The 22,625-nt window shown below is 60.8% G+C and carries 26 protein-coding genes; 11 read left to right on the top strand and 15 right to left on the bottom strand.

All coding sequences use genetic code 11. The features are described from left to right. The first annotated feature begins 7 nt into the window (after window positions 1-7). Window positions 8-862: a sulfurtransferase gene (locus tag ACLBW8_RS08160; RefSeq protein ID WP_447805128.1), complete on the top strand. Its 855-nt coding sequence runs from the start codon at window positions 8-10 to the stop codon at window positions 860-862. A gap of 115 nt (window positions 863-977) precedes the next feature. On the opposite strand, the gene ACLBW8_RS08155 is transcribed toward ACLBW8_RS08160, so the two are convergent. From ACLBW8_RS08155 to ACLBW8_RS08140, 4 genes are read right to left on the bottom strand one after another with little or no spacing between them, the layout of a single operon-like run. After that, complete coding sequence (locus tag ACLBW8_RS08155; RefSeq protein ID WP_064454564.1) at window positions 978-1,976, bottom strand: hydrolase; 999 nt, start codon at window positions 1,974-1,976, stop codon at window positions 978-980. Between the two features lie 60 nt (window positions 1,977-2,036). Then, complete coding sequence (gene rsmD / locus ACLBW8_RS08150; RefSeq protein ID WP_064454563.1) at window positions 2,037-2,654, bottom strand: 16S rRNA (guanine(966)-N(2))-methyltransferase RsmD; 618 nt, start codon at window positions 2,652-2,654, stop codon at window positions 2,037-2,039. After that, window positions 2,654-4,144, bottom strand: coding sequence for a M16 family metallopeptidase (locus ACLBW8_RS08145; protein WP_447805127.1), 1,491 nt, complete (start codon window positions 4,142-4,144; stop codon window positions 2,654-2,656). Before ACLBW8_RS08145 ends, rsmD begins: the two co-directional genes overlap by 1 nt. After that, on the bottom strand, window positions 4,137-5,492 hold the full coding sequence (locus tag ACLBW8_RS08140) for a M16 family metallopeptidase (protein ID WP_128591872.1): 1,356 nt from the start codon (window positions 5,490-5,492) through the stop codon (window positions 4,137-4,139). Before ACLBW8_RS08140 ends, ACLBW8_RS08145 begins: the two co-directional genes overlap by 8 nt. Before the next feature lie 338 nt (window positions 5,493-5,830). On the opposite strand from ACLBW8_RS08140, the gene ftsY reads away from it, so the two are divergent. From ftsY to rpoH, 4 genes are all read left to right on the top strand, one after another. Beyond that, window positions 5,831-7,255 carry a signal recognition particle-docking protein FtsY gene (ftsY, locus tag ACLBW8_RS08135; protein WP_447805126.1) on the top strand — a complete coding sequence of 475 codons (1,425 nt, stop codon included), beginning with the start codon at window positions 5,831-5,833 and terminating at the stop codon, window positions 7,253-7,255. Beyond that, window positions 7,252-7,923 (top strand): cell division ATP-binding protein FtsE, encoded by a 672-nt coding sequence (ftsE, locus tag ACLBW8_RS08130; RefSeq protein ID WP_003213784.1) that lies wholly within the window; start codon window positions 7,252-7,254, stop codon window positions 7,921-7,923. The genes ftsY and ftsE overlap by 4 nt, the downstream gene beginning before the upstream one ends. Next, window positions 7,920-8,942 (top strand): permease-like cell division protein FtsX, encoded by a 1,023-nt coding sequence (gene ftsX, locus ACLBW8_RS08125; protein ID WP_064454559.1) that lies wholly within the window; start codon window positions 7,920-7,922, stop codon window positions 8,940-8,942. The genes ftsE and ftsX overlap by 4 nt, the downstream gene beginning before the upstream one ends. A 129-nt stretch (window positions 8,943-9,071) precedes the next feature. Next, the gene (gene rpoH / locus ACLBW8_RS08120) at window positions 9,072-9,926 is read left to right on the top strand and encodes an RNA polymerase sigma factor RpoH (RefSeq protein WP_003176698.1); all 855 of its coding nucleotides are present in this window, start codon (window positions 9,072-9,074) and stop codon (window positions 9,924-9,926) included. A 192-nt stretch (window positions 9,927-10,118) separates the two neighbouring features. On the opposite strand, the gene mtgA is transcribed toward rpoH, so the two are convergent. After that, window positions 10,119-10,841, bottom strand: coding sequence for a monofunctional biosynthetic peptidoglycan transglycosylase (gene mtgA / locus ACLBW8_RS08115; protein ID WP_447805125.1), 723 nt, complete (start codon window positions 10,839-10,841; stop codon window positions 10,119-10,121). A gap of 74 nt (window positions 10,842-10,915) precedes the next feature. Between mtgA and ACLBW8_RS08110 the strand changes: the two genes are divergently transcribed. The 4 genes from ACLBW8_RS08110 (at window position 10,916) to trmB (ending at window position 13,160) form a co-directional block, all read left to right on the top strand. Next, on the top strand, window positions 10,916-11,293 hold the full coding sequence (locus ACLBW8_RS08110; RefSeq protein WP_447805124.1) for a DUF423 domain-containing protein: 378 nt from the start codon (window positions 10,916-10,918) through the stop codon (window positions 11,291-11,293). A 71-nt stretch (window positions 11,294-11,364) separates the two neighbouring features. Beyond that, window positions 11,365-11,565, top strand: coding sequence for a sulfur carrier protein ThiS (gene thiS / locus ACLBW8_RS08105; protein ID WP_053258809.1), 201 nt, complete (start codon window positions 11,365-11,367; stop codon window positions 11,563-11,565). A 65-nt stretch (window positions 11,566-11,630) separates the two neighbouring features. Next, window positions 11,631-12,425: a thiazole synthase gene (locus tag ACLBW8_RS08100; protein WP_064454556.1), complete on the top strand. Its 795-nt coding sequence runs from the start codon at window positions 11,631-11,633 to the stop codon at window positions 12,423-12,425. Between the two features lie 9 nt (window positions 12,426-12,434). Continuing rightward, window positions 12,435-13,160 (top strand): tRNA (guanosine(46)-N7)-methyltransferase TrmB, encoded by a 726-nt coding sequence (gene trmB / locus ACLBW8_RS08095; protein WP_262666479.1) that lies wholly within the window; start codon window positions 12,435-12,437, stop codon window positions 13,158-13,160. Window positions 13,161-13,305: 145 nt separating this feature from the next. Here trmB and ACLBW8_RS08090 read toward each other — a convergent pair whose 3' ends face one another. The 9 genes from ACLBW8_RS08090 to ACLBW8_RS08050 form a co-directional block, all read right to left on the bottom strand. After that, entirely contained in the window at window positions 13,306-13,629 is a 324-nt protein-coding gene (locus ACLBW8_RS08090) for a DUF3392 domain-containing protein (protein ID WP_064454554.1), read from the bottom strand. 17 nt (window positions 13,630-13,646) lie between these two features. Then, the gene (gene hemW / locus ACLBW8_RS08085) at window positions 13,647-14,849 is read right to left on the bottom strand and encodes a radical SAM family heme chaperone HemW (protein WP_447805123.1); all 1,203 of its coding nucleotides are present in this window, start codon (window positions 14,847-14,849) and stop codon (window positions 13,647-13,649) included. After that, the gene (rdgB, locus tag ACLBW8_RS08080) at window positions 14,846-15,442 is read right to left on the bottom strand and encodes an RdgB/HAM1 family non-canonical purine NTP pyrophosphatase (protein WP_064454552.1); all 597 of its coding nucleotides are present in this window, start codon (window positions 15,440-15,442) and stop codon (window positions 14,846-14,848) included. The genes hemW and rdgB overlap by 4 nt, the downstream gene beginning before the upstream one ends. Beyond that, window positions 15,439-15,873, bottom strand: a complete 435-nt coding sequence (locus ACLBW8_RS08075; protein WP_064454551.1) for a DUF4426 domain-containing protein — start codon at window positions 15,871-15,873, stop codon at window positions 15,439-15,441. Before ACLBW8_RS08075 ends, rdgB begins: the two co-directional genes overlap by 4 nt. Window positions 15,874-15,894: 21 nt before the next feature. Beyond that, a complete protein-coding gene (gene metW / locus ACLBW8_RS08070) occupies window positions 15,895-16,515 on the bottom strand; it encodes a methionine biosynthesis protein MetW (protein ID WP_003213768.1) in 621 nt (206 codons plus the stop codon). A gap of 7 nt (window positions 16,516-16,522) precedes the next feature. Next, complete coding sequence (metX, locus tag ACLBW8_RS08065) at window positions 16,523-17,662, bottom strand: homoserine O-succinyltransferase MetX (RefSeq protein WP_262666477.1); 1,140 nt, start codon at window positions 17,660-17,662, stop codon at window positions 16,523-16,525. Window positions 17,663-17,853: 191 nt separating this feature from the next. Beyond that, on the bottom strand, window positions 17,854-18,441 hold the full coding sequence (locus ACLBW8_RS08060; protein WP_053258481.1) for a YggT family protein: 588 nt from the start codon (window positions 18,439-18,441) through the stop codon (window positions 17,854-17,856). A 39-nt stretch (window positions 18,442-18,480) separates the two neighbouring features. After that, on the bottom strand, window positions 18,481-19,299 hold the full coding sequence (proC, locus tag ACLBW8_RS08055; protein WP_221295835.1) for a pyrroline-5-carboxylate reductase: 819 nt from the start codon (window positions 19,297-19,299) through the stop codon (window positions 18,481-18,483). A gap of 24 nt (window positions 19,300-19,323) precedes the next feature. Continuing rightward, the gene (locus ACLBW8_RS08050; RefSeq protein WP_064454548.1) at window positions 19,324-20,019 is read right to left on the bottom strand and encodes a YggS family pyridoxal phosphate-dependent enzyme; all 696 of its coding nucleotides are present in this window, start codon (window positions 20,017-20,019) and stop codon (window positions 19,324-19,326) included. 57 nt (window positions 20,020-20,076) lie between these two features. On the opposite strand from ACLBW8_RS08050, the gene ACLBW8_RS08045 reads away from it, so the two are divergent. After that, window positions 20,077-21,111, top strand: a complete 1,035-nt coding sequence (locus ACLBW8_RS08045; RefSeq protein ID WP_447805122.1) for a type IV pilus twitching motility protein PilT — start codon at window positions 20,077-20,079, stop codon at window positions 21,109-21,111. A gap of 145 nt (window positions 21,112-21,256) precedes the next feature. Here ACLBW8_RS08045 and ACLBW8_RS08040 read toward each other — a convergent pair whose 3' ends face one another. Continuing rightward, on the bottom strand, window positions 21,257-21,892 hold the full coding sequence (locus tag ACLBW8_RS08040) for a C40 family peptidase (RefSeq protein ID WP_053258477.1): 636 nt from the start codon (window positions 21,890-21,892) through the stop codon (window positions 21,257-21,259). Between the two features lie 249 nt (window positions 21,893-22,141). Between ACLBW8_RS08040 and ACLBW8_RS08035 the strand changes: the two genes are divergently transcribed. After that, entirely contained in the window at window positions 22,142-22,570 is a 429-nt protein-coding gene (locus ACLBW8_RS08035) for an NINE protein (protein ID WP_064454546.1), read from the top strand. Window positions 22,571-22,625: the final 55 nt, after the last annotated feature.

Raw genomic sequence — 22,625 nt, 5'->3', positions numbered from 1 at the left:
GTCCGTCATGCCGCTTGCCCAACTGATCAGCCCCCAGCAATTGGCCGAGCGCCAACAGCGCGGCGGGCTGGTGATACTGGATTGCCGCTTTGCCCTGGAAGACCCGGACTACGGGCTTTGCAGCTACGCCGAAGGGCATATCGAAGGCGCGCAATATGCCGATCTTGAACGCCATCTCAGCGGGCCGGTGACCAAAGGCGTGACCGGTCGTCATCCGTTACCGGCTGCTGATACGTTGGTTGTGCAACTGCGAGCCTGGGGCATCAACGCCGACACCGACATCGTGCTGTATGACGACGGCCCCGGCGCCTATGCCGCCCGCGCCTGGTGGCTGCTGGCCTGGCTGGGCAAGCGTGATGGCGTGTTTATTCTGGACGGTGGCCTCAAGGCCTGGCATGCGGCAGGTTTCCCGCTGAGCCTGGATGCGCCGGTGGTTGAGCCGGGAACATTCGCCGGTACGCCGGATAATCACCTGCTGTTGGACGCGGAGCACCTGCAAAAGCGCCTGGGCGAACCGGGCATGACCTTGATCGACGCCCGCGCCCAAGCGCGTTTTCGTGGCGACGTGGAGCCGATCGACCCGATCGCCGGGCACATTCCCGGCGCGCAGTGTGCGGCATTCAACGAAAACCTGGGCAGTGATGGCCGTTTCCTGCCGGCTGAGCAGCTCAAGCAGCGCTTCGCCGCGCAGTTGCAAGGGCGTTCGCCGGATGAACTGGTGGCGTATTGCGGTTCGGGTGTGACGGCGTGCCACAACCTGTTCGCCCTGAGTTTGGCGGGTTATCCGTTGGGCAAGTTGTATGCAGGGTCGTGGAGTGAGTGGATTACTGATCCGGCGCGGAAGATTGCGACTGGCGACTAAATATCCAGTTTGAAAACCCGATTAAGTGTGGGAGCTGGCTCGCCTGCGATTGCGGTGTGTCAGTCAGTAATCGGCCAGCTGACACGGCCTTATCGCAGGCAAGCCAGCTCCCACATTATTTACCGTGTTTCTCCAGCAACCATTGGGGAATGCGGCGCTCCAGGTAGTAGCTGGGGCGCTTCAGCGAACCGTCGACAAACCCCACATGCCCACCCTTGGCCAGCAACTCGAACTCGGTGCAATCCGACAGTTCGCTGGCTTCAGGCAAGCTGTGTGCGAACACGAAGGGGTCGTCGGCAGCCTGGATGATCAGGGTCGGGGTACGGATTTCGCCCAAGTAGTAACGGCTCGACGCGCGGCGGTAATAGTCCTCTGCACTGAGGAACCCGTGCAGCGGCGCAGTCACCCGGCCATCGAAGTCCCAGAACGTGCGCATCTTCTCCAGGGAGCCAAGCGCTTCCAGGGTTTTCAGCCCGTCAGCCCGGCCATCCTGTAGAAACCGGCTCTGCTTGAGGCGGATATACGCCAGCATCTCGCGCATGAAATGCTTCTGATAAACCCGCGAAAAGCCCAACCCGATGCGATCTGCACATTGATCCAGCCGAAACGGCACCGACACCGCCGCCGCGCCTTGCAGCCCGGAAGCTTCGCCGGTTTCTCCCAGGTGCTTGAGCAGCACATTGCCCCCCAGCGAATAACCCACCGCGTACAGCGGAGCCAACGGCCGCTTGGTGCGCAGATGGGCAATCGCGGCCGCCAGGTCTTCGCTGGCGCCCGAGTGATAGCTGCGCGCCAAGAGGTTGGGTTCACCCGAGCACCCACGCCAGTTCAAGGCTGCGCTGGCCCAGCCTTGGGTGGCGAGGGCTTTTTGCAGGCCAGCCACGTAGGGCGAATTGGACGAGCCCGTCAGCCCATGCAACACCAGCACTAATGGCGCTTGCGCGTCATGGGGGCCATGCCAGTCGAGGTCGAGAAAGTCGCCGTCGTCCAGCCATAGGCGCTCGCGCTGGCGTTCGATATGGGTGGCAGGGCGCCACAATGGGCCCCAAAGCGTTTGCAGGTGTGGGTTGCCGAGGCCGAAGGCGGGTTTGAACAGGTCGACGGAAGGGGTCATGGATATCTCTGTAGCGAGCGAGCTTGTTGTGGCGAGCGGGGCAAGCCCGCTCGCCATAAATCAGGCGGCGCTTTCCACCAAGCGGTGCCACAACGCGTAATACACCCGACCGGATTTCTGTTCCCGGTGCAGGCGCCAGGCGCCCGGCAGGCCGAGGGTAGACGGTGCAGTCTCGCTCTCAGTGTAGACCCACGCGTCCGGTGCCAGCCATTGGCGCTCTTCCAGCAACGCACACACTGTCGGCAGCAGGTTCTGGTTGAACGGCGGGTCGAGGAACACCACGTCGTACTCGGTGGCCGGCTGGGTTTCCAGGTAGCGCAGCGCGTCGGCGGTCTGAACCTGGCCGGTGGTGCAGCGCAGGGTGCCCAGGTGTTCCTTGAGGCTGGAGACAGCCACATTGCTGGCATCCAGCGCCTGGCCCTGGGCCGCGCCACGGGACAGTGCTTCGAGGAACAGCGCGCCGCTGCCGGCAAACGGGTCCAGTACCTTGGCCCCGCCGATGTACGGCGCGAGCCAGTTGAACAGGGTTTCACGTACGCGATCCGGCGTTGGGCGCAGGCCGACGACGTCGGGGAAGCTCAGCTTGCGGCTGCCCCATTCGCCACCAATGATGCGCAGTTGGCCCACACCGTTATGGACGTTGTGGACGGGTTTTTTTGGGCGAGATGAACTGGCCATTAATGCTCCGGAACCCCGAGCGGCTGCTCGGCAGGTTTATCAGTGGGGGGCGGTAGTGGCTTTTGCGCAATCGTCGGGCCGGCGGTCACGATGACCATCTTGTCGGCGCTCAAGTGTTTATTCATGGCAGCCTTGACCTGCTCTACGGTCAGGGCCTGGGATTGTTTCATGAAATCTTCCAGATAGCTCAGCGGCAGGTTGTAGAAACCCATGGCGCCCAGCTGCCCGACGATATCGGCGTTGCTCGCGGTGGACAGCGGGAAGCTGCCGGCCAGTTCGCGCTTGGCGTCATCCAGTTCTTTCTGCGTCGGGCCGGTCTTGAGGTAGTCGGCCAGTACGTCTTCAACCAGGCGCAAGGTGCCGCCGCTCATTTCGGCGCGGGTCTGCAGGTTGATCATGAACGGGCCGCGCACCTGCATCGGCGAGAAGCCGGAGTACACGCCGTAGGTCAGGCCGCGCTTTTCGCGCACTTCGCTCATCAGGCGGGTGCCGAAGCCACCGCCGCCGAGGATCTGGTTGCCCAGGGACAAGGCGGCGTAATCCGGGTCGGCGCGGTCGATGCCCAGTTGTGCGAACAACAGGTGCGTCTGCTTGGACGGGAACTCGATATGGCTCAGGCCAGCTTTCGGCTCGGTTGGCTGGGCGATCTTCGCCAGGGCCGGGCCTTTAGGCAGTGATGCGGAGACCTTGGCGGTCATGGCTTCGGCCTCGGCGCGGGTCAGGTCGCCGACCACGGCAATGACCGCGTTGCCCGCCGCGTAAGCCTTGGCGTGGAACGTCTGCAACTGCGCGAGGGTAATGTTCGGGATGCTATCGGGCGTGCCTTCGCTCGGGTGCGCGTAAGGGTGGTCGCCGTACACGCGCTTGAACAGTTCAAGGCTGGCCAGCTTGGCCGGGTTTTGCTTCTGGTACTCAAAACCGGCGAGGATCTGGTTCTTGATCCGGGCCAGGGAATCGGCCGGGAAGGTCGGCTTGCCGATCACGTCGTCAAACAGTGCCAGGGCCGCATCGCGCTTGTCGCTGTCGCTCAGGCTGCGCAGGGACACCAGTGCCATGTCGCGATAGGCGCCATTGCCGAAGTCGGCGCCCAGGCCTTCAAAGCCGCTGGCAATCTGGCTGACATCCTTGCCCGGCACGCCTTCGTTAAGCATGGCGTTGGTCAGCAGTGCCACACCGGGACTGCTGCCGTCCTGGCTGCTGCCGGCGGCGAACAGGATGCGCATGTCGAACATCGGCAGTTCATGCGCTTCGACGAACAACACCTTGGCGCCCTCGGCGGTGGTCCAGGTTTGCACGTCAAGCTTGCGGTTGGTCGGCGCCTTGCCATCCAGTTCCGCGAGGGATTGCAGTTTATTGGCCGATTGAGCCTTGTCCAATGCCTGGCTGGCTACGGACTCGCTCGGGCGCAGGAAGTACACGGCACTTGCTGCAATCAGTGTGACGACGACCAGGCCAGGAAAGATCAGGCGGCTGCTTTTGCGATCACTCATGAGCGGTCTCCTCAGGCAAAACATGGGCGACGCTCAAACGCTCGCGGGTGAAATACGTACGTGCGGCCTTCTGGATATCTTCCGGCGTCACGCTTTGCAGGTCGGCCAGTTCGGTGTCCATGAGCTTCCAGGACAGGCCGACGGTTTCCAGGGAGCCGATGGCCGTGGCCTGGCTGGTAATGGAATCACGTTGGTAAACCACGCCGGCAATCACCTGAGCGCGGATACGCTCCAGCTCTTCAGCGGTCGGCGGTTTGGCTTTCAACTCGTCCAGCAGGCGCCACAGGCCGGCTTCGGCTTGGGCAATGGTCTTTTTCTTCTGCTGGTTCGGAGTGGCCGTCAGGGTGAACAGGCTGTCGCCACGGGTGTAGGCGTCGTAGCTGGTGGAAGCGGCGGACACCAACTCTTCACCACGCTCCAGTTGCTCCGAGATGCGCGCGCTGTAGCCGCCATCCAACAGGGCCGAGAGCAGGCGCAGGGCTTGTACCGAGCGTTTGTCTTCGGCGGTGGCCAGGCCCGGTACGTTGAAACCGAGGATTACGCTCGGCAACTGGGTCTGCACGTGCATGGTCAGCAAGCGCTCGCCGGGTTCGGCGAGCTCCAGCGGGATCTTGGCGGGTGGCACATCACGTTTGGGGATCGGGCCGAAGTAGCGCTGGGCCAGGTTTTTCACCTCGTCCGGGGTCACGTCGCCGACCACCACCAGCGTGGCGTTGTTCGGCACGTACCAGGACTGGTACCAGTGGCGCAGCTCTTCGACTTTCATGCGTTCAAGGTCGGCCATCCAGCCGATGGTCGGCGTGTGATAGCCGCTGGCCGGGTAGGCCATGGCCTTGAAGCGCTCGTAGGCCTTGGACATTGGGTTGTCGTCGGTGCGCAGGCGGCGCTCTTCCTTGATGACCTCGATTTCGCGGCTGAACTCATCGGCCGGCAGGCGCAGGCTGGCCATGCGGTCGGCTTCCAGTTCGAAGGCGACGCCCAGGCGATCACGGGCCAGTACCTGGTAGTAGGCGGTGTAGTCGTCGCTGGTGAAGGCGTTTTCTTCGGCGCCCAGGTCGCGCAGGATCAACGAGGCTTCGCCGGGCCCGACCTTGGCACTGCCCTTGAACATCATGTGTTCCAGGGCGTGGGACAAACCGGTCTGGCCCGGTGTTTCATAGCTCGAACCCACCTTGTACCAGACCTGGGAAACCACCACCGGTGCACGATGATCTTCGCGCACGACCACTTTAAGGCCGTTATCCAGGGTGAATTCATGGGTGGGTTGTGGGTCGGCAGCCAAGGCTGAAAGGGGCAGACAAACTGTGCCGAGCAGCAGGCCAGCGGCGCGGCGGGCTAGAGCATTCATTCGTTTTTAAACCTGTTGGGTTGCCCGCTTGGTCTTAGCGTCGGCGGGCGAGGAGGTGCTAGGATACTGATCCGATTTGGACACGGCCACTGCGGCGGTCATCTTGTCCCGGATCCAGTCGTAGGAATGTTGGAGTAGATGGTGGGTTTCCCCGACGATCTTCCACTTTTCGCCGATTTTATCGCTTCAGTCCTTTATTGAAACGATTTGTTGAGGCCTTTATTTACGCCTTACAAAATGTTGCGCATGAACAAGCGAGCGTTAAAGCAGTCTGTTCTGCATCGAATTTATTTACCGAGGCGCCCTGGCGCATCGCTACTTTGAGATAGCCGTCCTCCATGTTTGGTTCCAACGACGACAAGAAGAGCCCAGCTGCGGCTGGCGAGAAAAAAGGCCTGTTCGGATGGCTGCGCAAAAAGCCGCAGGAAACCGTCGTCGAACAGTCGCAGGTTCAACCTGAGCCTTTCCCAGAGCCTGTACTGGAAGCCGAACCGGTCGCTGAAACCCCGGCGCCGATCGTGTTGCCGATGGCTGAGCCGGTATTGCAGCCAGTGGAACAGGTTGAGCCAGAGCCAGAGCACAAACCGTGGCTGGAACTGCCGGTGGCCGAAGAGCCCGTGGCCTTGGTCGAAGATGTGCAGGCTGAGCACGTGACGCCGCCGATTCCTGTCGTGGTTGAGCCGGTGGCGGTTGTGGTCGAAGCGCCGCCAGCCATCGAAGCATCTGCGCCGGTAGTTGTAGAGCCAACACCGGCCCCCGTGGTTGTTGCCGCGCCTGCCGTTATCGAGCCGCCGGTTGCACCAGAGCCGGTCGTCGTTCCCGCCGAAACCAGCAAGACCGGCTTCTTCGCCCGTCTCAAGCAAGGCCTGAGCAAGACCAGCGCCAGCATCGGCGAAGGTATGGCCAGCCTGTTCCTGGGCAAGAAGGTCATTGATGATGAACTGCTGGAAGACATCGAAACTCGCCTGCTGACTGCCGACGTGGGCGTCGAAGCCACTGCGGTGATCATCCAGAGCCTGACCCAGAAGGTCGCGCGCAAGCAGTTGACCGACGCCGATGCGCTTTACAAATCCCTGCAGGCCGAGCTGGCTGCGATGCTCAAACCCGTCGAAGCCCCGCTGGTGATCACGCCGAACAAACCGTTCGTGATCCTGGTGGTCGGCGTCAACGGCGCCGGCAAAACCACCACCATCGGCAAGCTGGCCAAGAAGCTGCAGTTGGAAGGCAAGAAAGTCATGCTTGCCGCGGGTGACACTTTCCGTGCCGCCGCCGTGGAGCAGCTGCAAGTCTGGGGTGAGCGCAACAAGATTCCGGTGATCGCCCAGCACACCGGCGCCGACTCCGCCTCGGTGATCTTCGATGCCGTGCAAGCCGCCAAGGCCCGTAACATCGATGTGTTGATAGCCGATACCGCCGGTCGCCTGCACACCAAAGACAACTTGATGGAGGAGCTGAAGAAAGTGCGCCGCGTCATCAGCAAGCTCGACGACGAAGCACCGCACGAAGTGTTGCTGGTGCTCGACGCCGGCACCGGCCAGAACGCCATCAGCCAGGCCAAACAATTCAACCAGACGGTGCAACTGACCGGCCTGGCATTGACTAAGCTCGATGGCACGGCCAAGGGCGGCGTGATCTTCGCCCTGGCCAAACAGTTCGGGTTGCCGATTCGTTATATTGGCGTCGGTGAAGGCATCGACGACCTGCGCACCTTTGAAGCCGAACCCTTTGTACAGGCACTTTTCGCCGAGCGGGAGCGTTCATGATTCGATTCGAACAGGTCGGTAAACGCTACGCCAACGGGCATGTGGGCTTGCATGAGCTGAGCTTTCGAGTGCGTCGCGGCGAGTTTTTGTTTGTGACCGGCCACTCGGGTGCCGGCAAAAGTACATTGTTGCGCCTGTTGCTGGCGATGGAGCGTCCTACCACCGGCAAGTTGCTGCTGGCGGGTCAGGACCTGGCCACCATCAGCAATGCGCAGATTCCTTTCCTGCGCCGTCAGATTGGCGTCGTGTTCCAGAACCATCAGTTGCTGTTTGATCGTACGGTGTTCAATAACATTGCCTTGCCGTTGCAGATCCTCGGGCTGTCCAAGGCTGAGATCGTCAAGCGCGTGGATTCGGCGCTGGAGCGCGTGGCGCTGTCGGACAAGACCGACCTGTACCCGGGCGACCTGTCCACCGGCCAGCAACAACGCGTCGGTATCGCCCGCGCCATTGTCCACCGCCCGGCTTTGCTGCTGGCGGACGAACCCACCGGTAACCTCGACCCGCGTCTGGCGGCCGAGATCATGGGCGTGTTCGAAGACATCAACCGATTGGGCACCAGCGTGCTGATCGCCAGTCACGACCTGGCCCTGATCGCCCGTATGCGCCATCGCATGCTGACCCTGCAACGTGGCCGCCTGATCGGTGACGGGGAGGCCGGCGTATGAGTGCGACACGCAGCCCTAAAGTTTCCGAGCGCGTGGCGCCCAAAGCCGCCGATCCGCAACCGCAGAAGAAAAAACGCGACGATGACGATGGCCCGGATTTCGGCACGCTGCTGCGCGCCTGGATCGAAAGCCATCGCGCCAGCCTGCTCGACAGCCTGCGCCGCCTGGGCAAACAGCCGATTGGCAGCTTTTTCACCTGCCTGGTAATGGCTGTGGCCCTGAGCCTGCCGATGGGGTTGTCGCTGCTGCTTAATAATGTGGAGCGCCTGGGTGGGTCCTGGCAGCGTGCGGCGCAGATTTCTCTGTACTTGAACCTCGACGCCAGCACCAAAGACGGCGAGAGTTTGCGTGATGACATCAAGAACCTGCCGGGTGTCGCAGATGCCGAGTACATAAGCCGCGACCAGGCCCTTGAGGAGTTCCAGCAGCAGTCCGGCCTGGGCGAGGCGCTCAAGGAGCTGCCGCAGAACCCGCTGCCGGGCGTGGTGCTGGTAACGCCGAATGAAGTCGACAAGCCGGCCTTGGAAGCCCTGCGACAAAAACTCGCAGAGATGCCCAAGGTGCAACAGGCTCAACTTGATCTAGTCTGGGTAGAGCGCCTGGCCGCGATCCTCAAGCTGGGCGACCGCTTTGTGTTTGGCCTGACGGTGCTGTTGGTGTCTGCATTACTTTTGGTGATAGGTAATACCATTCGTCTTCATATTGAAAACCGTCGCACCGAGATAGAAGTGATTAAACTGGTCGGCGGCACGGACAGCTATGTGCGTCGTCCATTTCTGTACATGGGCGCGCTTTATGGCTTTGGTGCGGGGATTTTGTCCTGGGGTGTGCTGGCGTTTGGCCTTGATTGGCTGAACGACGCGGTAGTCGGGCTTGCCGGTTTGTACGGCAGCGATTTCGCCTTGGCTGGCGTGCCGGTCGCCGATGGGCTGTCACTCTTGCTTGGCGCGGTATTGTTGGGGTATATCGGTGCCTGGATTGCGGTCGCTCGTCATTTACGTGAACTGGCGCCGAAGTAGTTAATGTCAGATTAATGTGGTTTCGTTTGTATTGACCGTATTGGTGGTTTAGGGAACTTGTCCTACGGTTCCCGGTCAATTTTCGCAGTGCTGAACTGCACGAGTTATGTGAGTCGGAGGTTTTTTCGTATGACCACTTCTTTGCAACCTGCTTATGCTTTGGTCCCGGGTGCGAACCTGGAGGCCTATGTGCACACGGTCAACAGCATTCCATTGCTGACACCGGAGCAGGAGCGTGAACTGGCCGAGAGTCTCTACTATGAGCAGGATTTGGGGGCGGCTCGGCAGATGGTGCTCGCCCACCTGCGTTTTGTCGTACATATCGCCCGTAGCTATAGCGGCTACGGCCTGGCCCAGGCTGACCTGATCCAGGAAGGCAACGTCGGCCTGATGAAGGCTGTAAAGCGCTTCAACCCTGAGATGGGTGTGCGCCTGGTGTCGTTTGCTGTGCACTGGATCAAGGCGGAAATTCACGAGTTCATCCTGCGCAACTGGCGCATTGTGAAAGTCGCGACCACCAAGGCCCAGCGCAAACTGTTCTTCAACCTGCGCAGCCAGAAGAAACGTCTGGCGTGGCTGAACAACGAAGAAGTCCACCGCGTGGCCGAAAGCCTCGGTGTGGAGCCGCGTGAAGTGCGCGAGATGGAAAGCCGCCTGACCGGCCATGACATGGCCTTCGACCCCGCCGCTGAAGCGGATGATGACAGCGCTTTCCAATCGCCGGCCAACTACCTGGAAGACCACCGGTACGACCCGGCGCGTCAACTGGAAGACGCCGACTGGAGCGACAACTCCAACCACAACCTGCACGAAGCGCTGGAAGTGTTGGACGACCGCAGCCGTGACATCCTCTACCAGCGTTGGCTGGCAGAAGAAAAAGCCACGCTGCACGACCTGGCACAGAAGTACAACGTGTCGGCCGAGCGAATTCGTCAGCTTGAGAAAAGCGCGATGAACAAGCTGAAGTTGTCGATCGCCGCCTAAAACGTAGCGATAAGTCAAAAAAATGCCCCGATCGAAAGATTGGGGCATTTTTGTTTGGGCTCGAAAATCTGATATCCAGTGCGGTTCTCTGTGGGAGCTGGCTTGCCTGCGATGAGGCCCTTTCACCAGCACCTCTGCAAGCTGCCACACCGCTATCGCAGGCAAGCCAGCTCCCACAGGGGTTGTGTTGTGTCAGTCGGACCACGGGGCCTTTCGGGAATTATTCAGCTCCACCAGGTAACCATCCCCACCCAACTGGCTCATCTGCTGGCGAATCCACGCCGCGCGCCGCGCCACATAGGCCGTCGGATGGCTGGCACTCCACACCCGTGGATTGGGCAGCACTGCCGCCAGGTAGCTGGCCTGCTGTCGGGAAAGCGCTTTGGCGCTCACCCCAAAATGGTGCCGCGCCGCAGCCTCTGCGCCAAACACGCCTTCATCCCATTCCACGCTGTTGAGGTACACCTCAAGAATCCGCTGCTTGGGCCATAACACCTCGATCAATCCGGTAAACCAGGCCTCCAGGCCTTTGCGCAAATAACTGCGGCCGGTCCACAGAAAGAGGTTTTTCGACACTTGCTGGCTCAAGGTGCTGGCGCCGCGAATCGAACCGCCGCGCTCGTTGTGCAGCAACGCGGCTTGAATCGCGCCAAAGTCAAAACCCCAATGCTGGGGAAAACGCTGATCTTCGCCGGCCATCACCGCCACCTTCAGGTCATCGGAGATCTCATCCCACGACACCCACGTGCGTTGCAGGTCTATCGGCTCGCCGTCGACCCAGGATTCGACCTTGCGCTCCACCATCAGCGCCGTGAACGGCGGCGGGACGACACGCAACAGCAGCACCAGCAGCACACTGCCGATGGCAAACCATTTCACGACTTTGAGAAAGCGTTTGAAGAGGAGACGCAGCATAGAGATGGCTTGGCCGAACCCGTTGAGGGGGCCATTATACAGACACCGCCCTTTGAGTCTGACTGGAGTTCCTCATGCTGCGTAGCTTTCTGATGCTGGCTGCCTTTTTCGGCTTCACCGGCGTCGCCCTCGGTGCCTTTGCTGCCCACGGCCTGAAAAACCGCCTGAGCGCCGAATACCTGGCGATCTTCCAAACTGGCGTGACCTACCAGCTGGTGCATGCCCTCGCGTTGTTCGGCGTGGCGCTGCTGGCGGCGCATATTCCTGGCCGGCTGGTCAGCTGGGCGGGTATTTCCTTTACCGTCGGTATCCTGCTGTTCTCCGGCAGCTTGTATGCGCTGACCCTGACCGGCATCAGCAAGCTTGGCATCATCACCCCATTCGGTGGGCTGGCGTTCCTGTTGGGCTGGTTCTTCCTCGGCTTGACCGCGTGGCGCCTGCAGGTCATCTGACCGAGGGGCTTGGGCCAGCAACGCCAATCGGGCTAGAATGCTGGCCCCTAAAAACGATGGCGGCCCGTGGCATGCGCATTCAGTTGAACGGCGAATCCTTTGAACTGCCCGACGGTGAAACCGTTGCGGCCCTGCTGACCCGTCTGGACTTGACCGGGCGTCGCGTCGCAGTGGAGCTCAACCTGGATATCGTCCCGCGTAGCCAGCACGCCGACACGGCGCTCACCGAAGGCGACCAAGTCGAAGTGGTTCACGCCATCGGCGGCGGTTAGCCGTTCGGCGCTCAACGGCGCCACCCCGAATTCTGCAGAACCTCACCCCATTTCGAGGATTTCCCATGAGCATCGTTCGTAGCGACAAGCCCTTCGTCCTGGCCGGTCGTACCTACCAGTCCCGTCTGCTGGTCGGCACTGGCAAGTACCGCGACATGGAAGAAACCCGCCTGGCCATCGAAGCCTCGGGTGCAGAGATCGTCACCTTTGCCGTGCGCCGCACTAACCTGGGCCAGATCGAAGGCGAACCGAACCTGCTCCAGGTGCTGTCGCCGGAACGCTATACCTTCTTGCCGAACACAGCAGGTTGCTACGACGCTATCGAAGCTGTGCGCACTTGCCGCCTGGCCCGTGAGCTGCTCGACGGCCACAACCTGGTGAAGCTGGAAGTATTGGCCGACCAGAAGACCCTGTTCCCCAACGTAATCGAAACCCTCAAGGCCGCCGAAACGCTGGTCAAGGAAGGCTTCGACGTCATGGTCTACACCAGTGATGACCCGATTATTGCCCGTCAATTGGCGGAAATCGGCTGCATCGCGGTGATGCCGCTGGCCGGTCTGATCGGTTCCGGGCTGGGCATCTGCAATCCGTACAACCTGCAGATCATCCTCGAAGAAGCCAAAATCCCTGTGCTGGTGGACGCGGGCGTGGGCACTGCCTCCGACGCCACCATCGCCATGGAACTGGGCTGCGATGCAGTGCTGATGAACTCGGCCATCGCCCATGCCCAGCAGCCGATCATGATGGCTGAAGCCATGCAACACGCAATCGTCGCAGGTCGCCTGGCCTATCTCGCCGGGCGCATGCCGAAAAAACTTTACGCCAGCGCCTCCTCGCCGCTGGATGGTCTGATCAAGTAAGAGCCATTGATGACTGAATCAAACGAAACGCCGAACACCGTGGAAGAAGGCGACGAGTCCAAGCACCGCCGCATCAAGAGTTTTGTGATGCGCGCCGGTCGCATGACCGAAGGCCAGCAAAAGGGCCTGGAGCAAGGTACACCGCTGTTCGTATTGCCACTGGCTGACGCGCCGGTGGACTACGACCAGGTGTTCGGCCGTTCGGCCCCACGCTCCCTGGAAATCGGCTTCGGCATGGGCCACTCCCTGCTGGAAATGGCGGCTGCCGCGCCGGAACAGGACTTCATCGGTGTAGAAGTACACCGCCCGGGCGTCGGTGCGCTGCTTAACGGCGTGCTGACCCAAGGCCTGACCAACCTGCGGGTCTACGACTGCGACGCGATCGAAGTGCTCAACCGCTGTATCGCCGACAACAGCCTCGACCGCCTGATGCTGTTTTTCCCGGACCCGTGGCACAAGTCCCGCCACCACAAGCGCCGCATCGTCCAGGCTTCGTTTGCCGAACTGGTGCGCAGCAAGCTGAAAGTGGGCGGCATCCTGCACATGGCCACCGACTGGGAACCGTATGCGGAATACATGCTGGAAGTGATGAGCGTCGCGCCTGGCTATCGCAACCTGGCCGAAGACGGCAAATGCGTGCCACGCCCGGCCGAGCGCCCGATCACCAAGTTCGAGCGCCGCGGCGAGCGGTTGGGGCACGGCGTTTGGGATTTGAAGTTCGAGAAAATCGACTGACAAGTCATTAGCTTGGAATGCAGTCAAAAATGTGGGAGGGGGCTTGCTCCCGATAGCGGTGGATCAGTCCTCTTGATGTCGACTGACACTCAGCTATCGGGAGCAAGCCCCCTCCCACATGTGTATCTGTGTGTTGGGTTTGGGGTCAGCGGCGGTCGGCGACTACGCCAATCAACACCAGCACCACCACCAGCACCGGCGCCAGGCTGTAGTTATTGAACTGGCTCAGCCCGCGCACTATCCACGGTGTGGCGTAGATCAACGCCGCGCCGCTGCCGATCATGCACACCAGCGCCATCAACGGTACGCGCAGCGCGCCGGCAATGCTGCCCAAGCGGCCTTCGATCCAGCCTTTGATATCAGCGCCAAACAGCACCAGCAAGCAGCCGACAAGAGCCAGGGCGATTTCCGACAGGTTGCTACGGCTCCAGCGGGATACGGTGGCGAGCAGGTCGAGTACCAAATCCATTCGATTTCCTTAGAGCGTCAGCTCAAAAACTTCTGCAACAGGTCATTGAGAAAGAGTTGCCCGCGGTCGGTCGCCGCCAGGCGTGACGGTTCGACCTGCATTAAGCCACTTTGTTCTGCCTCACGGCGGCCTTCGTCGAGGCTGGCCAGGTCGAGGCCGGTGCGCTCGGCGTACAGCTTGGATTCAACGCCTTCGGTCAGCCGCAACGCGTTCATCAGAAACTCGAACGGCAGTTCTTCATTGGTCAGTTCTTTCGCGCCGGCCTGGAAGCTTTTGGCCGGGTTTAGATAGTCCTTGGGCGCTCGGGTCTTCCACGTGCGCACGATGCGCCCGTCTGGATGGCTGAGCTTGCCGTGGGCGCCCGCGCCGATGCCGATAAAGTCGCCGAAGCTCCAGTAGTTCAGGTTATGCCGCGCCGGGCGACCCGGTTGGGCATAGGCCGACACCTCATATTGCGCGTAACCGTGTTCGGCCAGCAGCGCCTGGCCAGCTTCCTGAATGTCCCACAGCATGTCGTCTTCCGGCAGCACGGGCGGCTGGTTCCAGAAGACGGTGTTGGGTTCCAGGGTCAGCTGGTACCAGGACAGGTGGGTCGGCTTCAGGGCGATGGCTTGGCGCAAGTCGCTCAGGGCATCGTCCAGGGACTGGTTGGGCAGGCCGTGCATCAGGTCCAGGTTGAAGTTATTAAACCCGGCCTGGCGCGCCATGCCGGCGGCGCGTACGGCTTCATCGCCGTTGTGGATACGGCCCAGGGCTTCGAGCTTTTCCTGCTGAAAGCTCTGGATGCCGATGGACAGGCGATTGATCCCGAGCTTGCGGTACGCCATGAACTTCTCTTGCTCGAAGGTCCCGGGGTTGGCTTCCAGCGTGATTTCGATATCGCCGGCAAACGCAATGCGGGCTTCCACGCCCTTGAGCAGGCGACCCAGTGCCGCGGCGCTGAACAGGCTAGGCGTACCGCCGCCGAAGAAGATCGAGCTCAGTTCGCGGCCGTAAACCGCATGCAGGTCCTGATCAAGGTCGGCCAGCAGCGCGTCCACATACTCTTCTTCCGGCAGCACGTTGCTGGCCGTGTGGGAGTTGAAGTCGCAATAAGGGCATTTGCGCACACACCACGGGATGTGGATGTACAGCGCCAGGGGCGGCAGGTGGGGCAGGGCCGCCCGAGGTGTTTGCGCGCCGCCGTGGATCAGCGGCTGCGCAGAGGTGTTCTGGGTCATTTCAGGCTCAGGCGTTGGCGCAGCAAATCCATTGCGCGGGCGCGGTGGCTGATCTGGTTCTTGTCGGCCGGGCTCAGTTCGGCGCTGGAGACATTACGCTCCGGCACCCAGAACAGAGGGTCATAGCCAAACCCATGCTCGCCGCTGGCCGCATGCAGGATGCGCCCGTGCCACAGGCCTTCGCACAGGATCGGCAGCGGGTCATCGGCGTGCCGCACCAGCGCCAGCACGCAGACGAACTGCGCACCACGCATCGCGTCCGGCACGTCCTTGAGGGCGTCCAGCAGCTTCGCGTTGTTGGCCGCATCGCCCTTGCCGTCGGCATAACGCGCCGAGTAGATGCCAGGGGCGCCGCCGAGGTAATCCACCGCCAGGCCCGAGTCATCGGCCAAGGCCGGCAGCCCGGAGATACGCGCGGCATTGCGTGCCTTGAGGATCGCGTTCTCGACAAACGACAGGCCGGTTTCTTCCGGCTCGACCTGGCTGAACTCGCCAATCGAGCGCAGTTGCACGGACTCACCGAGCATGGCCTGGAGTTCTTTGAGTTTGCCTGCGTTATGGCTGGCGAGTACGAGTTGGGTAAGGTTCATCATGGGGCCGGGAACAGTTCCTGGTTGAAACTGAAACCGTGAGCCTTGCCGCCGGTTTCAACATTGATGGTGAATATCTTGGTTTCCTGCTGCGGCACCGGGTATTGGGCGATGTAATTGGTGCTGCCGTTCTCGGTGACCTTCTTGAACGTCAGCATCTCGCTTTTGCCGCCGAGGTCTTTGACCGTGCCGGTGACGGTGGCATCGATCGGCGTCACGCCCTTTTGCACGAACACGTTGATCATGCCGACCTTTTTGTCGCGCACCACCTCCAGTTCCTGGGCCTGTTCCGGCTGCAGGAAGGTGGATGTGAAGGTGTTGTAACGCACCGTGATATCACCAAATTCCTTCAGGCGATTGCTGTCGATAGCGTCCGCTGCCATGGCGCTGGTGCCCAGGCAGGCGGTGAGTAGAAAAATAGCCAAACGACTCATGTTCGTCCTCCTTGAAAATGGTTAGACGGCAATTTGATGGTCTGTCAGGCCAGGGCTGCTGACTCGGTAGATACCGATTTCGCCTAACAGATTGGGCCATAGCTTACTCGCCCAGCCGTGGCGGTGTTGTTGATCGACAGCAAGGCGGTTGATCACCTTGGCTTCACGCTCGCCGCACAAGGCTTCGAAGTCTTCGAAGGTGCAGAAGTGGATGTTTGGCGTGTTGTACCACGTGTAGGGCAGGAAGTCCGACACCGGCATGCGGCCCTTGGTGGCCAGGTACCAGCGGCAACGCCAGTGGCCGAAATTGGGGAAAGTGATGATGCACTGGCGACCTACACGCAGCATTTCGTCGAGGATACGGTCTGGGTAGTGCACCGCTTGCAGGGCTTGGGTCATCACTACGATATCGAAGCTGTTGCTGGCAAAGTTGCCCAGGCCCTTGTCCAGGTCCTGCTCGATCACGTTGATGCCCTTGGCCACGCACTGGGCGATGTTGTCCGGGTCGTTTTCCAGGCCATAGCCGGTGACTTGCTTGTTGTCGCGCAGCCAGCTCAGCAGTTCGCCATCGCCGCAGCCAAGGTCGAGCACGCGGCTGCCGGCGGGGATCCAGTCTTGGATGATTTCCAGGTCGGCTCTCATGGCGTTCTCACAGGGCTATTCGGTTCATGTAGTTGCTGAAGGCTTGCAGGTAGCGCGGGATCGGAATCAGGAAGGCATCGTGGCCTTGCGGTGCATCGATCTCCAGGTAGCAGACGTCTTTGCGGGCGGCCATCAAGGCGTCCACCAGCTCTCGGGAGCGGGCCGGCGAGAAGCGCCAGTCGGTGGTGAACGACATCACGCAGAACTTGGCCGTGGCGCCCTCGAAGGTTTTCGCCAGGTCGTCGTCATGGTTCGCGGCCGGGTCGAAGTAGTCCAGGGCCTTGGTCATCAGCAGGTAGGTGTTGGCGTCGAAACGCCCCGAGAATTCCTCTCCTTGATAACGCAGGTAGCTTTCCACCTGGAACTCGACGCTGTGGAAGTCGTAGTTGAGCTTCTCGCTCTTGAGCCCACGGCCGAATTTTTCGCCCATGGAGTCATCGGATAGATAAGTGATGTGCCCGACCATCCGCGCCAGCATCAAGCCGCGCTTGGGAATCACGCCCGCTTCCTGGAACGAACCGCCGTGGAACTCGGGGTCGGTGAGGATGGCCTGGCGCGCCACTTCGTTGAACGCGATGTTCTGCGCCGACAGTTTTGGTGCCGAGGCGATTGCCAGGCAATGGCGCACGCGATCCGGGTAGGAAATGGTCCACTGCAACGCCTGCATGCCGCCCAGGCTGCCGCCGATCACCGCGGCCCATTGTTTGATGCCCAGCAGGTCAGCGAGGCGGGCCTGGCTGTGTACCCAGTCTTCCACGGTCAGTACCGGGAAATCCGCGCCGAATGGCTTGCCGGTTTCCGGGTTGAGGCTGCTCGGGCCGGTGGAACCGTTGCAGCCGCCAAGGTTGTTCAGGCTGACCACAAAGAATTTGTTGGTGTCGATGGGCTTGCCGGGGCCGATGCAACTGTCCCACCAACCGGGCTTGCGCTCGTCAACACTGTGGAAACCGGCGGCGTGATGATGGCCGGACAGGGCGTGGCAGATCAGCACGGCGTTGCTCGCCGTGGCATTCAACTGGCCGTAGGTTTCGTAGATCAGGTCATAGGCCGGCAGCGAACGGCCACAGGCCAGGGCCAGCGGTTCGCTGAAGTGCGCCACTTGGGGCACGACCAGTCCAACAGAATCGGGGGGGAAGGCAGCTGGCATCGACCCTGCTCTCGTTTAAATGAGGCGTAAGTCTAAAGACCGCTGCACCTAGCGGCAAGCAAAGGCCTGCACCCGTACAAAGATACAAATGTGGGAGGGGGCTTGCTCCCGATGACGGCGTGGCAGTCGACATCTGTTTGACTGATCCACCGCTATCGGGAGCAAGCCCCTTCCCACATTTTTTACCGCACTCAGATCAGGCCAAACAGTTCCTTGGGCATGAACGCGTAGTAGGCCAGGCGCGGGATCACCCAGCTTTGCAGCAGCTGGATCGCGATAAACGCGAAGATCGGCGAGATATCCAGGCCGCCCAGGTTGGGTATCAACCGACGGAACGGTGCCAGTACTGGCTCGGTAATCTGGGCAACCAGCTCAGCACCTGGGCTGCGGCTGCCGGGTGCGACCCACGACAGAATCACGCTGATGATCATCGACCAGAAGATGATCTTCAAAAACAGCGAGAAGATGCCGATCAGGCCCCATGGCAACAGCAACACGGTGAAGGCCTGGTAGCCGTTGAGCATCAGGATCACCACAAACAGCAAAATCTGCAGCAGCAGCGCCAGTACCAGCGACGACATGTCCAGGCCGAACAGGCTCGGGATCACTCGGCGCAGGGGTTTGAGCAACGGTTGCGTAGCCTTCACCACGAACTGGCACAGCGGGTTGTAGAAGTTCGCCCGCACCAGTTGCAGGATAAAACGCATCAGCACGATCAGCAGGTACAGGCTGCCCAAGGTCTGGATGATGAAAATGGCAGCGTCATTGATTCCGAGCATGTGTGTTTCCTATCTAATCCAGTTGCGAGTAGGGGACGACTATTTACCCAGCTGCTCGGCCATTTCAGCCGAACGATGTGCCGCGGCACCCAGTGCTTTTTCCACCAGGGCTTCAAAGCCCCCGGCCTGGAACGATTCGATGGCCGCTTGCGTGGTGCCGCCCGGGGACGTCACGCGGCGGCGCAGCTCGGCCGCATCCACTTCACTGGCGACGGCCATCTTCGCGGCGCCCAGCGCGGTTTGCTCGGCCAGTTGTTCAGCGACTTCGTGTGGCAGGCCCAGTTTCACGCCGGCGGCGGTCATGGCTTCGATCAGCAGGAAGAAGTAGGCCGGGCCGCTGCCGGAGACGGCGGTCACCGCATCCAGTTGCTGTTCCTGTTCCAGCCACAGGGCGATGCCCACCGCAGACAGCAGCTCTTGAGCCTGGTCGCGCTGTTGGGCGGTCACTTCGGACGTTGCGTACAGGCCGCTCACGCCCTGGCGCAGCAGCGCCGGGGTGTTGGGCATGCAGCGCACGATTGGCTGGGCACCCAGCCAGTTGTTCATGCTGGCGCAGGTGATGCCAGCGGCAATCGATACCACCAGTTGATGCGGTTGCAGGCTCGGGCGCAGGCTTTCGCACACGGCCTTCATGGCTTGCGGCTTCACCGCCAGCACGATCACGTCAACGCCCTGAATGGCTTCGGCGTTGTCGGCAAAGGTTTCGATACCGTGCTCGGCGCTGACGCGCGCGCGCGTGTCGGCGCCCGGGTCGCTGGCGCGGATGTGCTGGGCTTGCAGGCCTTTGGCCCGCAAGCCACCGATCAGGCTGGCCGCCATGTTACCGGCGCCGATAAAGGCAATACGCGTGTTGCTCATGACAGGTCCTTATTCAGAGGAAAGTCAGCCATTTGATGGCTGGCCGTAGTCGCGGGCGCCAAACAGCGCGGTACCGATCCGCACCCAGGTGGCGCCTTGGGCGATGGCTGACTCAAGGTCGTGGCTCATGCCCATGGAAAGTGTGTCCAGGCCCAGGTTCAGGCTCGCTTGCAGGTCGCGTACTGTCGCAAAGGCTGCATCCTGCTCGGCACGGTCTTCAGTCGGCTCGGGGATCGCCATCAAACCACGCAGCTTCAGGCGCGGCAGGGCGCTGATCGCTGCGGCCAGGGCCGGCAGGTCGGCGGGTGTACAGCCGGACTTGCTGGCTTCGCCACTGACGTTGACCTGGATGCAGATGTTCAGCGGCGGCAGGTCGGCCGGGCGTTGTTCGGACAGGCGTTGCGCGATTTTCAGGCGGTCCACGGAATGCACCCAAGCAAAGTTCTCGGCGATCGCACGAGTCTTGTTTGATTGAATGGGGCCGATGAAGTGCCAACTCAAGGGCAGGTCGGTTAATTCGGCCTGTTTGCCCAGGGCTTCCTGCAGGTAGTTCTCGCCAAAATCGCGCATCCCGGCCGCATAGGCTTCGCGTACGGCTTGTGCGGGTTTGGTCTTGCTCACGGCCAGCAGGTGGATGCTGCTTTCGTCACGTTGCACGGCGTGGGCCGCGGCGCGGATCCGCTCGCTAACCAGGCCAATGTTGTCTGCTATCGTCGACATTCAAGATGCACCCGTGGATATGGAGTCCGCGGCATTCTACTGGAAATGGAAAGCCCTATGGATATCACTGAATTGCTGACGGCCAGCGTGCGTCGTGGCGCCTCTGACCTGCATTTGTCGGCTGGCGTGGCGCCGATGCTGCGTGTGGATGGCGAGGTCTGGCCCCTGGATGGCCCGGCACTGTCCCCCCCGCAAGTGGCGGATTTATTGAGCCCTTTGCTCAACCAATACCAAGAAAAGGATTTCGAAACATCTCTTGAAACGGATTTTGCCTTCGAGCTGCCGGGCGTGGCGCGATTCCGGGCGAATGTGTTCCAGCAGGCGCGCGGCATGGGCGCGGTGTTTCGTACCATTGCGACCGAAATACAAAGCCTGGAAAGTCTCGGGCTGGGAGAAGTGTTCCAGCGGATCGCCCGGTTTCCGCGCGGCCTGGTGTTGGTGACCGGGCCAACCGGGTCCGGCAAGTCCACGACGTTGGCAGCGATGATCGACCATCTTAATCAACACCAGCGCCAGCACATTCTTACGCTGGAAGACCCCATCGAATTTATCCACAGGCCGAAAATGGCCTTGATCAACCAGCGGCAGGTACAACGCGATACACACAGTTTTTCCACGGCACTGCGCTCGGCGCTACGGGAAGACCCGGATGTCATTCTGGTGGGGGAGTTGCGCGACCTGGAAACCATACGCCTGGCGCTGACGGCGGCTGAGACCGGCCACCTGGTATTTGGCACCGTGCACACCACTTCGGCGGCAAAGACCGTGGACAGGCTGGTGGATGTGTTCCCGGCCGGGGAAAAGGCCATGGTTCGCTCGATGCTGTCGGAGTCGTTGCAGGCCGTGGTGTCCCAAGTGCTGGTCAAGAAGATCGGCGGCGGGCGGGTTGCGGCTCACGAGATCATGCTGGGCACGCCGGCCATCCGTAACCTGATCCGTGAGGACAAGGTGGCGCAAATGGTCTCCGCGATCCAGACCGGTGGGGCGCTGGGCATGAAAACGTTGGATATGAGCTTGAAGGCGTTGGTCAGCGAGGGGCTGATCAGTCGCGAGGAGGCGCGGGGGCAGGCGAGGGTGCCTACAGATATCTAGAGGATACGGAGGTCAATGTGGGAGCTGGCTTGCCTGCGATAGCGGACTGCCAAGCGACATCTCTCCAAGCTGACACACCGTCATCGCCGGCAAGCCAGCTCCCACACTTGATTGCATTTCAAATGGGGAGCCTGGTACCTGTGGCTTAGCGCTGCACAACCCGCAGGTTGTTCTGCTCTTTAGGCAGAACACGCTTGGCAATCACGTAGTTCTTGTCCCAGAACGGCTTCTTCAGCGTGTCGATGCTCACCGACTTGCCGCGACGCGGTGCGTGGATAAAACGGTCGTTGCCCAGGTAGATGGCAACGTGGTTGACCTGGCGGCTCTTCAGTTTGAAGAACAACAGGTCGCCCGGTTTCAAGTCCTTGCGATCAACCTTCAGCCCGTGGCCGGCGGCCATGGCGTTGGAAGTGCGGGGCAAATCCACCGCTTTAACGTCATTAAACGCATATTTCACCAAGCCACTGCAGTCGAACCCTTTACTTGGGCTGCTGCCGCCCCAACGATAAGGAGTACCGAGCACGTTAACGGCGCGGCTGAGGACATTACTGCTTTGCTTGGTGTTGCCGGCCAGTTGGGTATGAATGGCTTTACCGTGGGCCTTGCTCACTTGAGTCGGGCGGTTGACGGTCAGCTTTACCGACTTGGCAGTGCTGGGTGTGCTGTGAACTTTAGGGGTAAAACCGTTAACGTTAGGAAGACGTTGCTCACGATTGGTGGCGTGGGCGGCCAGTGGCATTAATAGGCAAATGGTTAGCCATGTCTTGAAAAATGGTCGCATTAGGCGTGGCTCTTAATGGTTTGCGCGCAACTTTATAACAGCTTTTTGTGTCGTTCTAAGGCCGTTTGTCGACTGAACCCTGGGGTCAAATTCAGGAAAAACGCGACGAATTGCCGCTATTGTCCTACAGAGGTCAGGTGGCATAAGGCTTTGCGGGAGGGAAGATACCATTTGCCGTGCGTCGGGCGCCCGTAAAAAAGTCACAAAGAAAATGAAAAAATTTATCTATCGAGGCAAAAGAGGTACTCCATGAACACCTATCGACAGGATGTGATGCAGCAGGACACCCACAGCAAGGTGATTGGCTACCTGCTCTGGATTTTCGGTTTTACCGGGGCGCATCGCTTCTATTACGGCAAGCCCGTGACCGGGACAATCTGGTTTTTCACCTTCGGCCTGTTCGGTATCGGATGGCTGATCGACGTGTTCCTGATCCCGGCCATGGACCGTGAAGCGGACCTGCGTTTTACCGCCGGGCCCATCGAATACAACGTGGCCTGGGTACTGTTGGCGTTCCTGGGTGTGTTCGGTCTGCACCGTATGTACCAGGGCAAATGGATCACTGGCCTGATCTACCTGCTGACCGGTGGGTTGTTCCTGATCGGTGTGCTGTATGACTTCTGGACGTTGAATACGCAGATTTCGATCCGCAATGCCGAGCGCAATAGCGGGCGCTGAGTCTCTCAAGGCCTATACAAAACCAAATGTGGGAGGGGGCTTGCTCCCGATGGCA

This window comes from Pseudomonas sp. M5A4_2d, assembly GCF_053345295.1.
Note: the sequence above shows the minus strand (reverse complement) of the source record. Positions and strands in the feature narration are given on the sequence as shown.

Coding starts and splice junctions, on each gene's coding strand:
- ftsX (WP_064454559.1), top strand. CDS start 7,920: ATGAGTGCGACACGCAGCCCTAAAGTTTCCGAGCGCGTGGCGCCCAAA.
- ACLBW8_RS08145 (WP_447805127.1), bottom strand. CDS start 4,144: ATGAGTGATCGCAAAAGCAGCCGCCTGATCTTTCCTGGCCTGGTCGTC.
- hemW (WP_447805123.1), bottom strand. CDS start 14,849: ATGACCCAGAACACCTCTGCGCAGCCGCTGATCCACGGCGGCGCGCAA.
- rsmD (WP_064454563.1), bottom strand. CDS start 2,654: ATGGCCAGTTCATCTCGCCCAAAAAAACCCGTCCACAACGTCCATAAC.
- metX (WP_262666477.1), bottom strand. CDS start 17,662: ATGCCAGCTGCCTTCCCCCCCGATTCTGTTGGACTGGTCGTGCCCCAA.
- ACLBW8_RS08045 (WP_447805122.1), top strand. CDS start 20,077: ATGGATATCACTGAATTGCTGACGGCCAGCGTGCGTCGTGGCGCCTCT.
- mtgA (WP_447805125.1), bottom strand. CDS start 10,841: ATGCTGCGTCTCCTCTTCAAACGCTTTCTCAAAGTCGTGAAATGGTTT.
- ACLBW8_RS08060 (WP_053258481.1), bottom strand. CDS start 18,441: ATGCTCGGAATCAATGACGCTGCCATTTTCATCATCCAGACCTTGGGC.
- ACLBW8_RS08075 (WP_064454551.1), bottom strand. CDS start 15,873: ATGAGTCGTTTGGCTATTTTTCTACTCACCGCCTGCCTGGGCACCAGC.
- rpoH (WP_003176698.1), top strand. CDS start 9,072: ATGACCACTTCTTTGCAACCTGCTTATGCTTTGGTCCCGGGTGCGAAC.
- ACLBW8_RS08100 (WP_064454556.1), top strand. CDS start 11,631: ATGAGCATCGTTCGTAGCGACAAGCCCTTCGTCCTGGCCGGTCGTACC.
- thiS (WP_053258809.1), top strand. CDS start 11,365: ATGCGCATTCAGTTGAACGGCGAATCCTTTGAACTGCCCGACGGTGAA.
- metW (WP_003213768.1), bottom strand. CDS start 16,515: ATGAGAGCCGACCTGGAAATCATCCAAGACTGGATCCCCGCCGGCAGC.
- ACLBW8_RS08050 (WP_064454548.1), bottom strand. CDS start 20,019: ATGTCGACGATAGCAGACAACATTGGCCTGGTTAGCGAGCGGATCCGC.
- ACLBW8_RS08160 (WP_447805128.1), top strand. CDS start 8: ATGCCGCTTGCCCAACTGATCAGCCCCCAGCAATTGGCCGAGCGCCAA.
- ftsE (WP_003213784.1), top strand. CDS start 7,252: ATGATTCGATTCGAACAGGTCGGTAAACGCTACGCCAACGGGCATGTG.
- ACLBW8_RS08035 (WP_064454546.1), top strand. CDS start 22,142: ATGAACACCTATCGACAGGATGTGATGCAGCAGGACACCCACAGCAAG.
- proC (WP_221295835.1), bottom strand. CDS start 19,299: ATGAGCAACACGCGTATTGCCTTTATCGGCGCCGGTAACATGGCGGCC.
- ACLBW8_RS08155 (WP_064454564.1), bottom strand. CDS start 1,976: ATGACCCCTTCCGTCGACCTGTTCAAACCCGCCTTCGGCCTCGGCAAC.
- ACLBW8_RS08140 (WP_128591872.1), bottom strand. CDS start 5,492: ATGAATGCTCTAGCCCGCCGCGCCGCTGGCCTGCTGCTCGGCACAGTT.
- ACLBW8_RS08040 (WP_053258477.1), bottom strand. CDS start 21,892: ATGCGACCATTTTTCAAGACATGGCTAACCATTTGCCTATTAATGCCA.
- ftsY (WP_447805126.1), top strand. CDS start 5,831: ATGTTTGGTTCCAACGACGACAAGAAGAGCCCAGCTGCGGCTGGCGAG.
- trmB (WP_262666479.1), top strand. CDS start 12,435: ATGACTGAATCAAACGAAACGCCGAACACCGTGGAAGAAGGCGACGAG.
- ACLBW8_RS08110 (WP_447805124.1), top strand. CDS start 10,916: ATGCTGCGTAGCTTTCTGATGCTGGCTGCCTTTTTCGGCTTCACCGGC.
- rdgB (WP_064454552.1), bottom strand. CDS start 15,442: ATGATGAACCTTACCCAACTCGTACTCGCCAGCCATAACGCAGGCAAA.
- ACLBW8_RS08090 (WP_064454554.1), bottom strand. CDS start 13,629: ATGGATTTGGTACTCGACCTGCTCGCCACCGTATCCCGCTGGAGCCGT.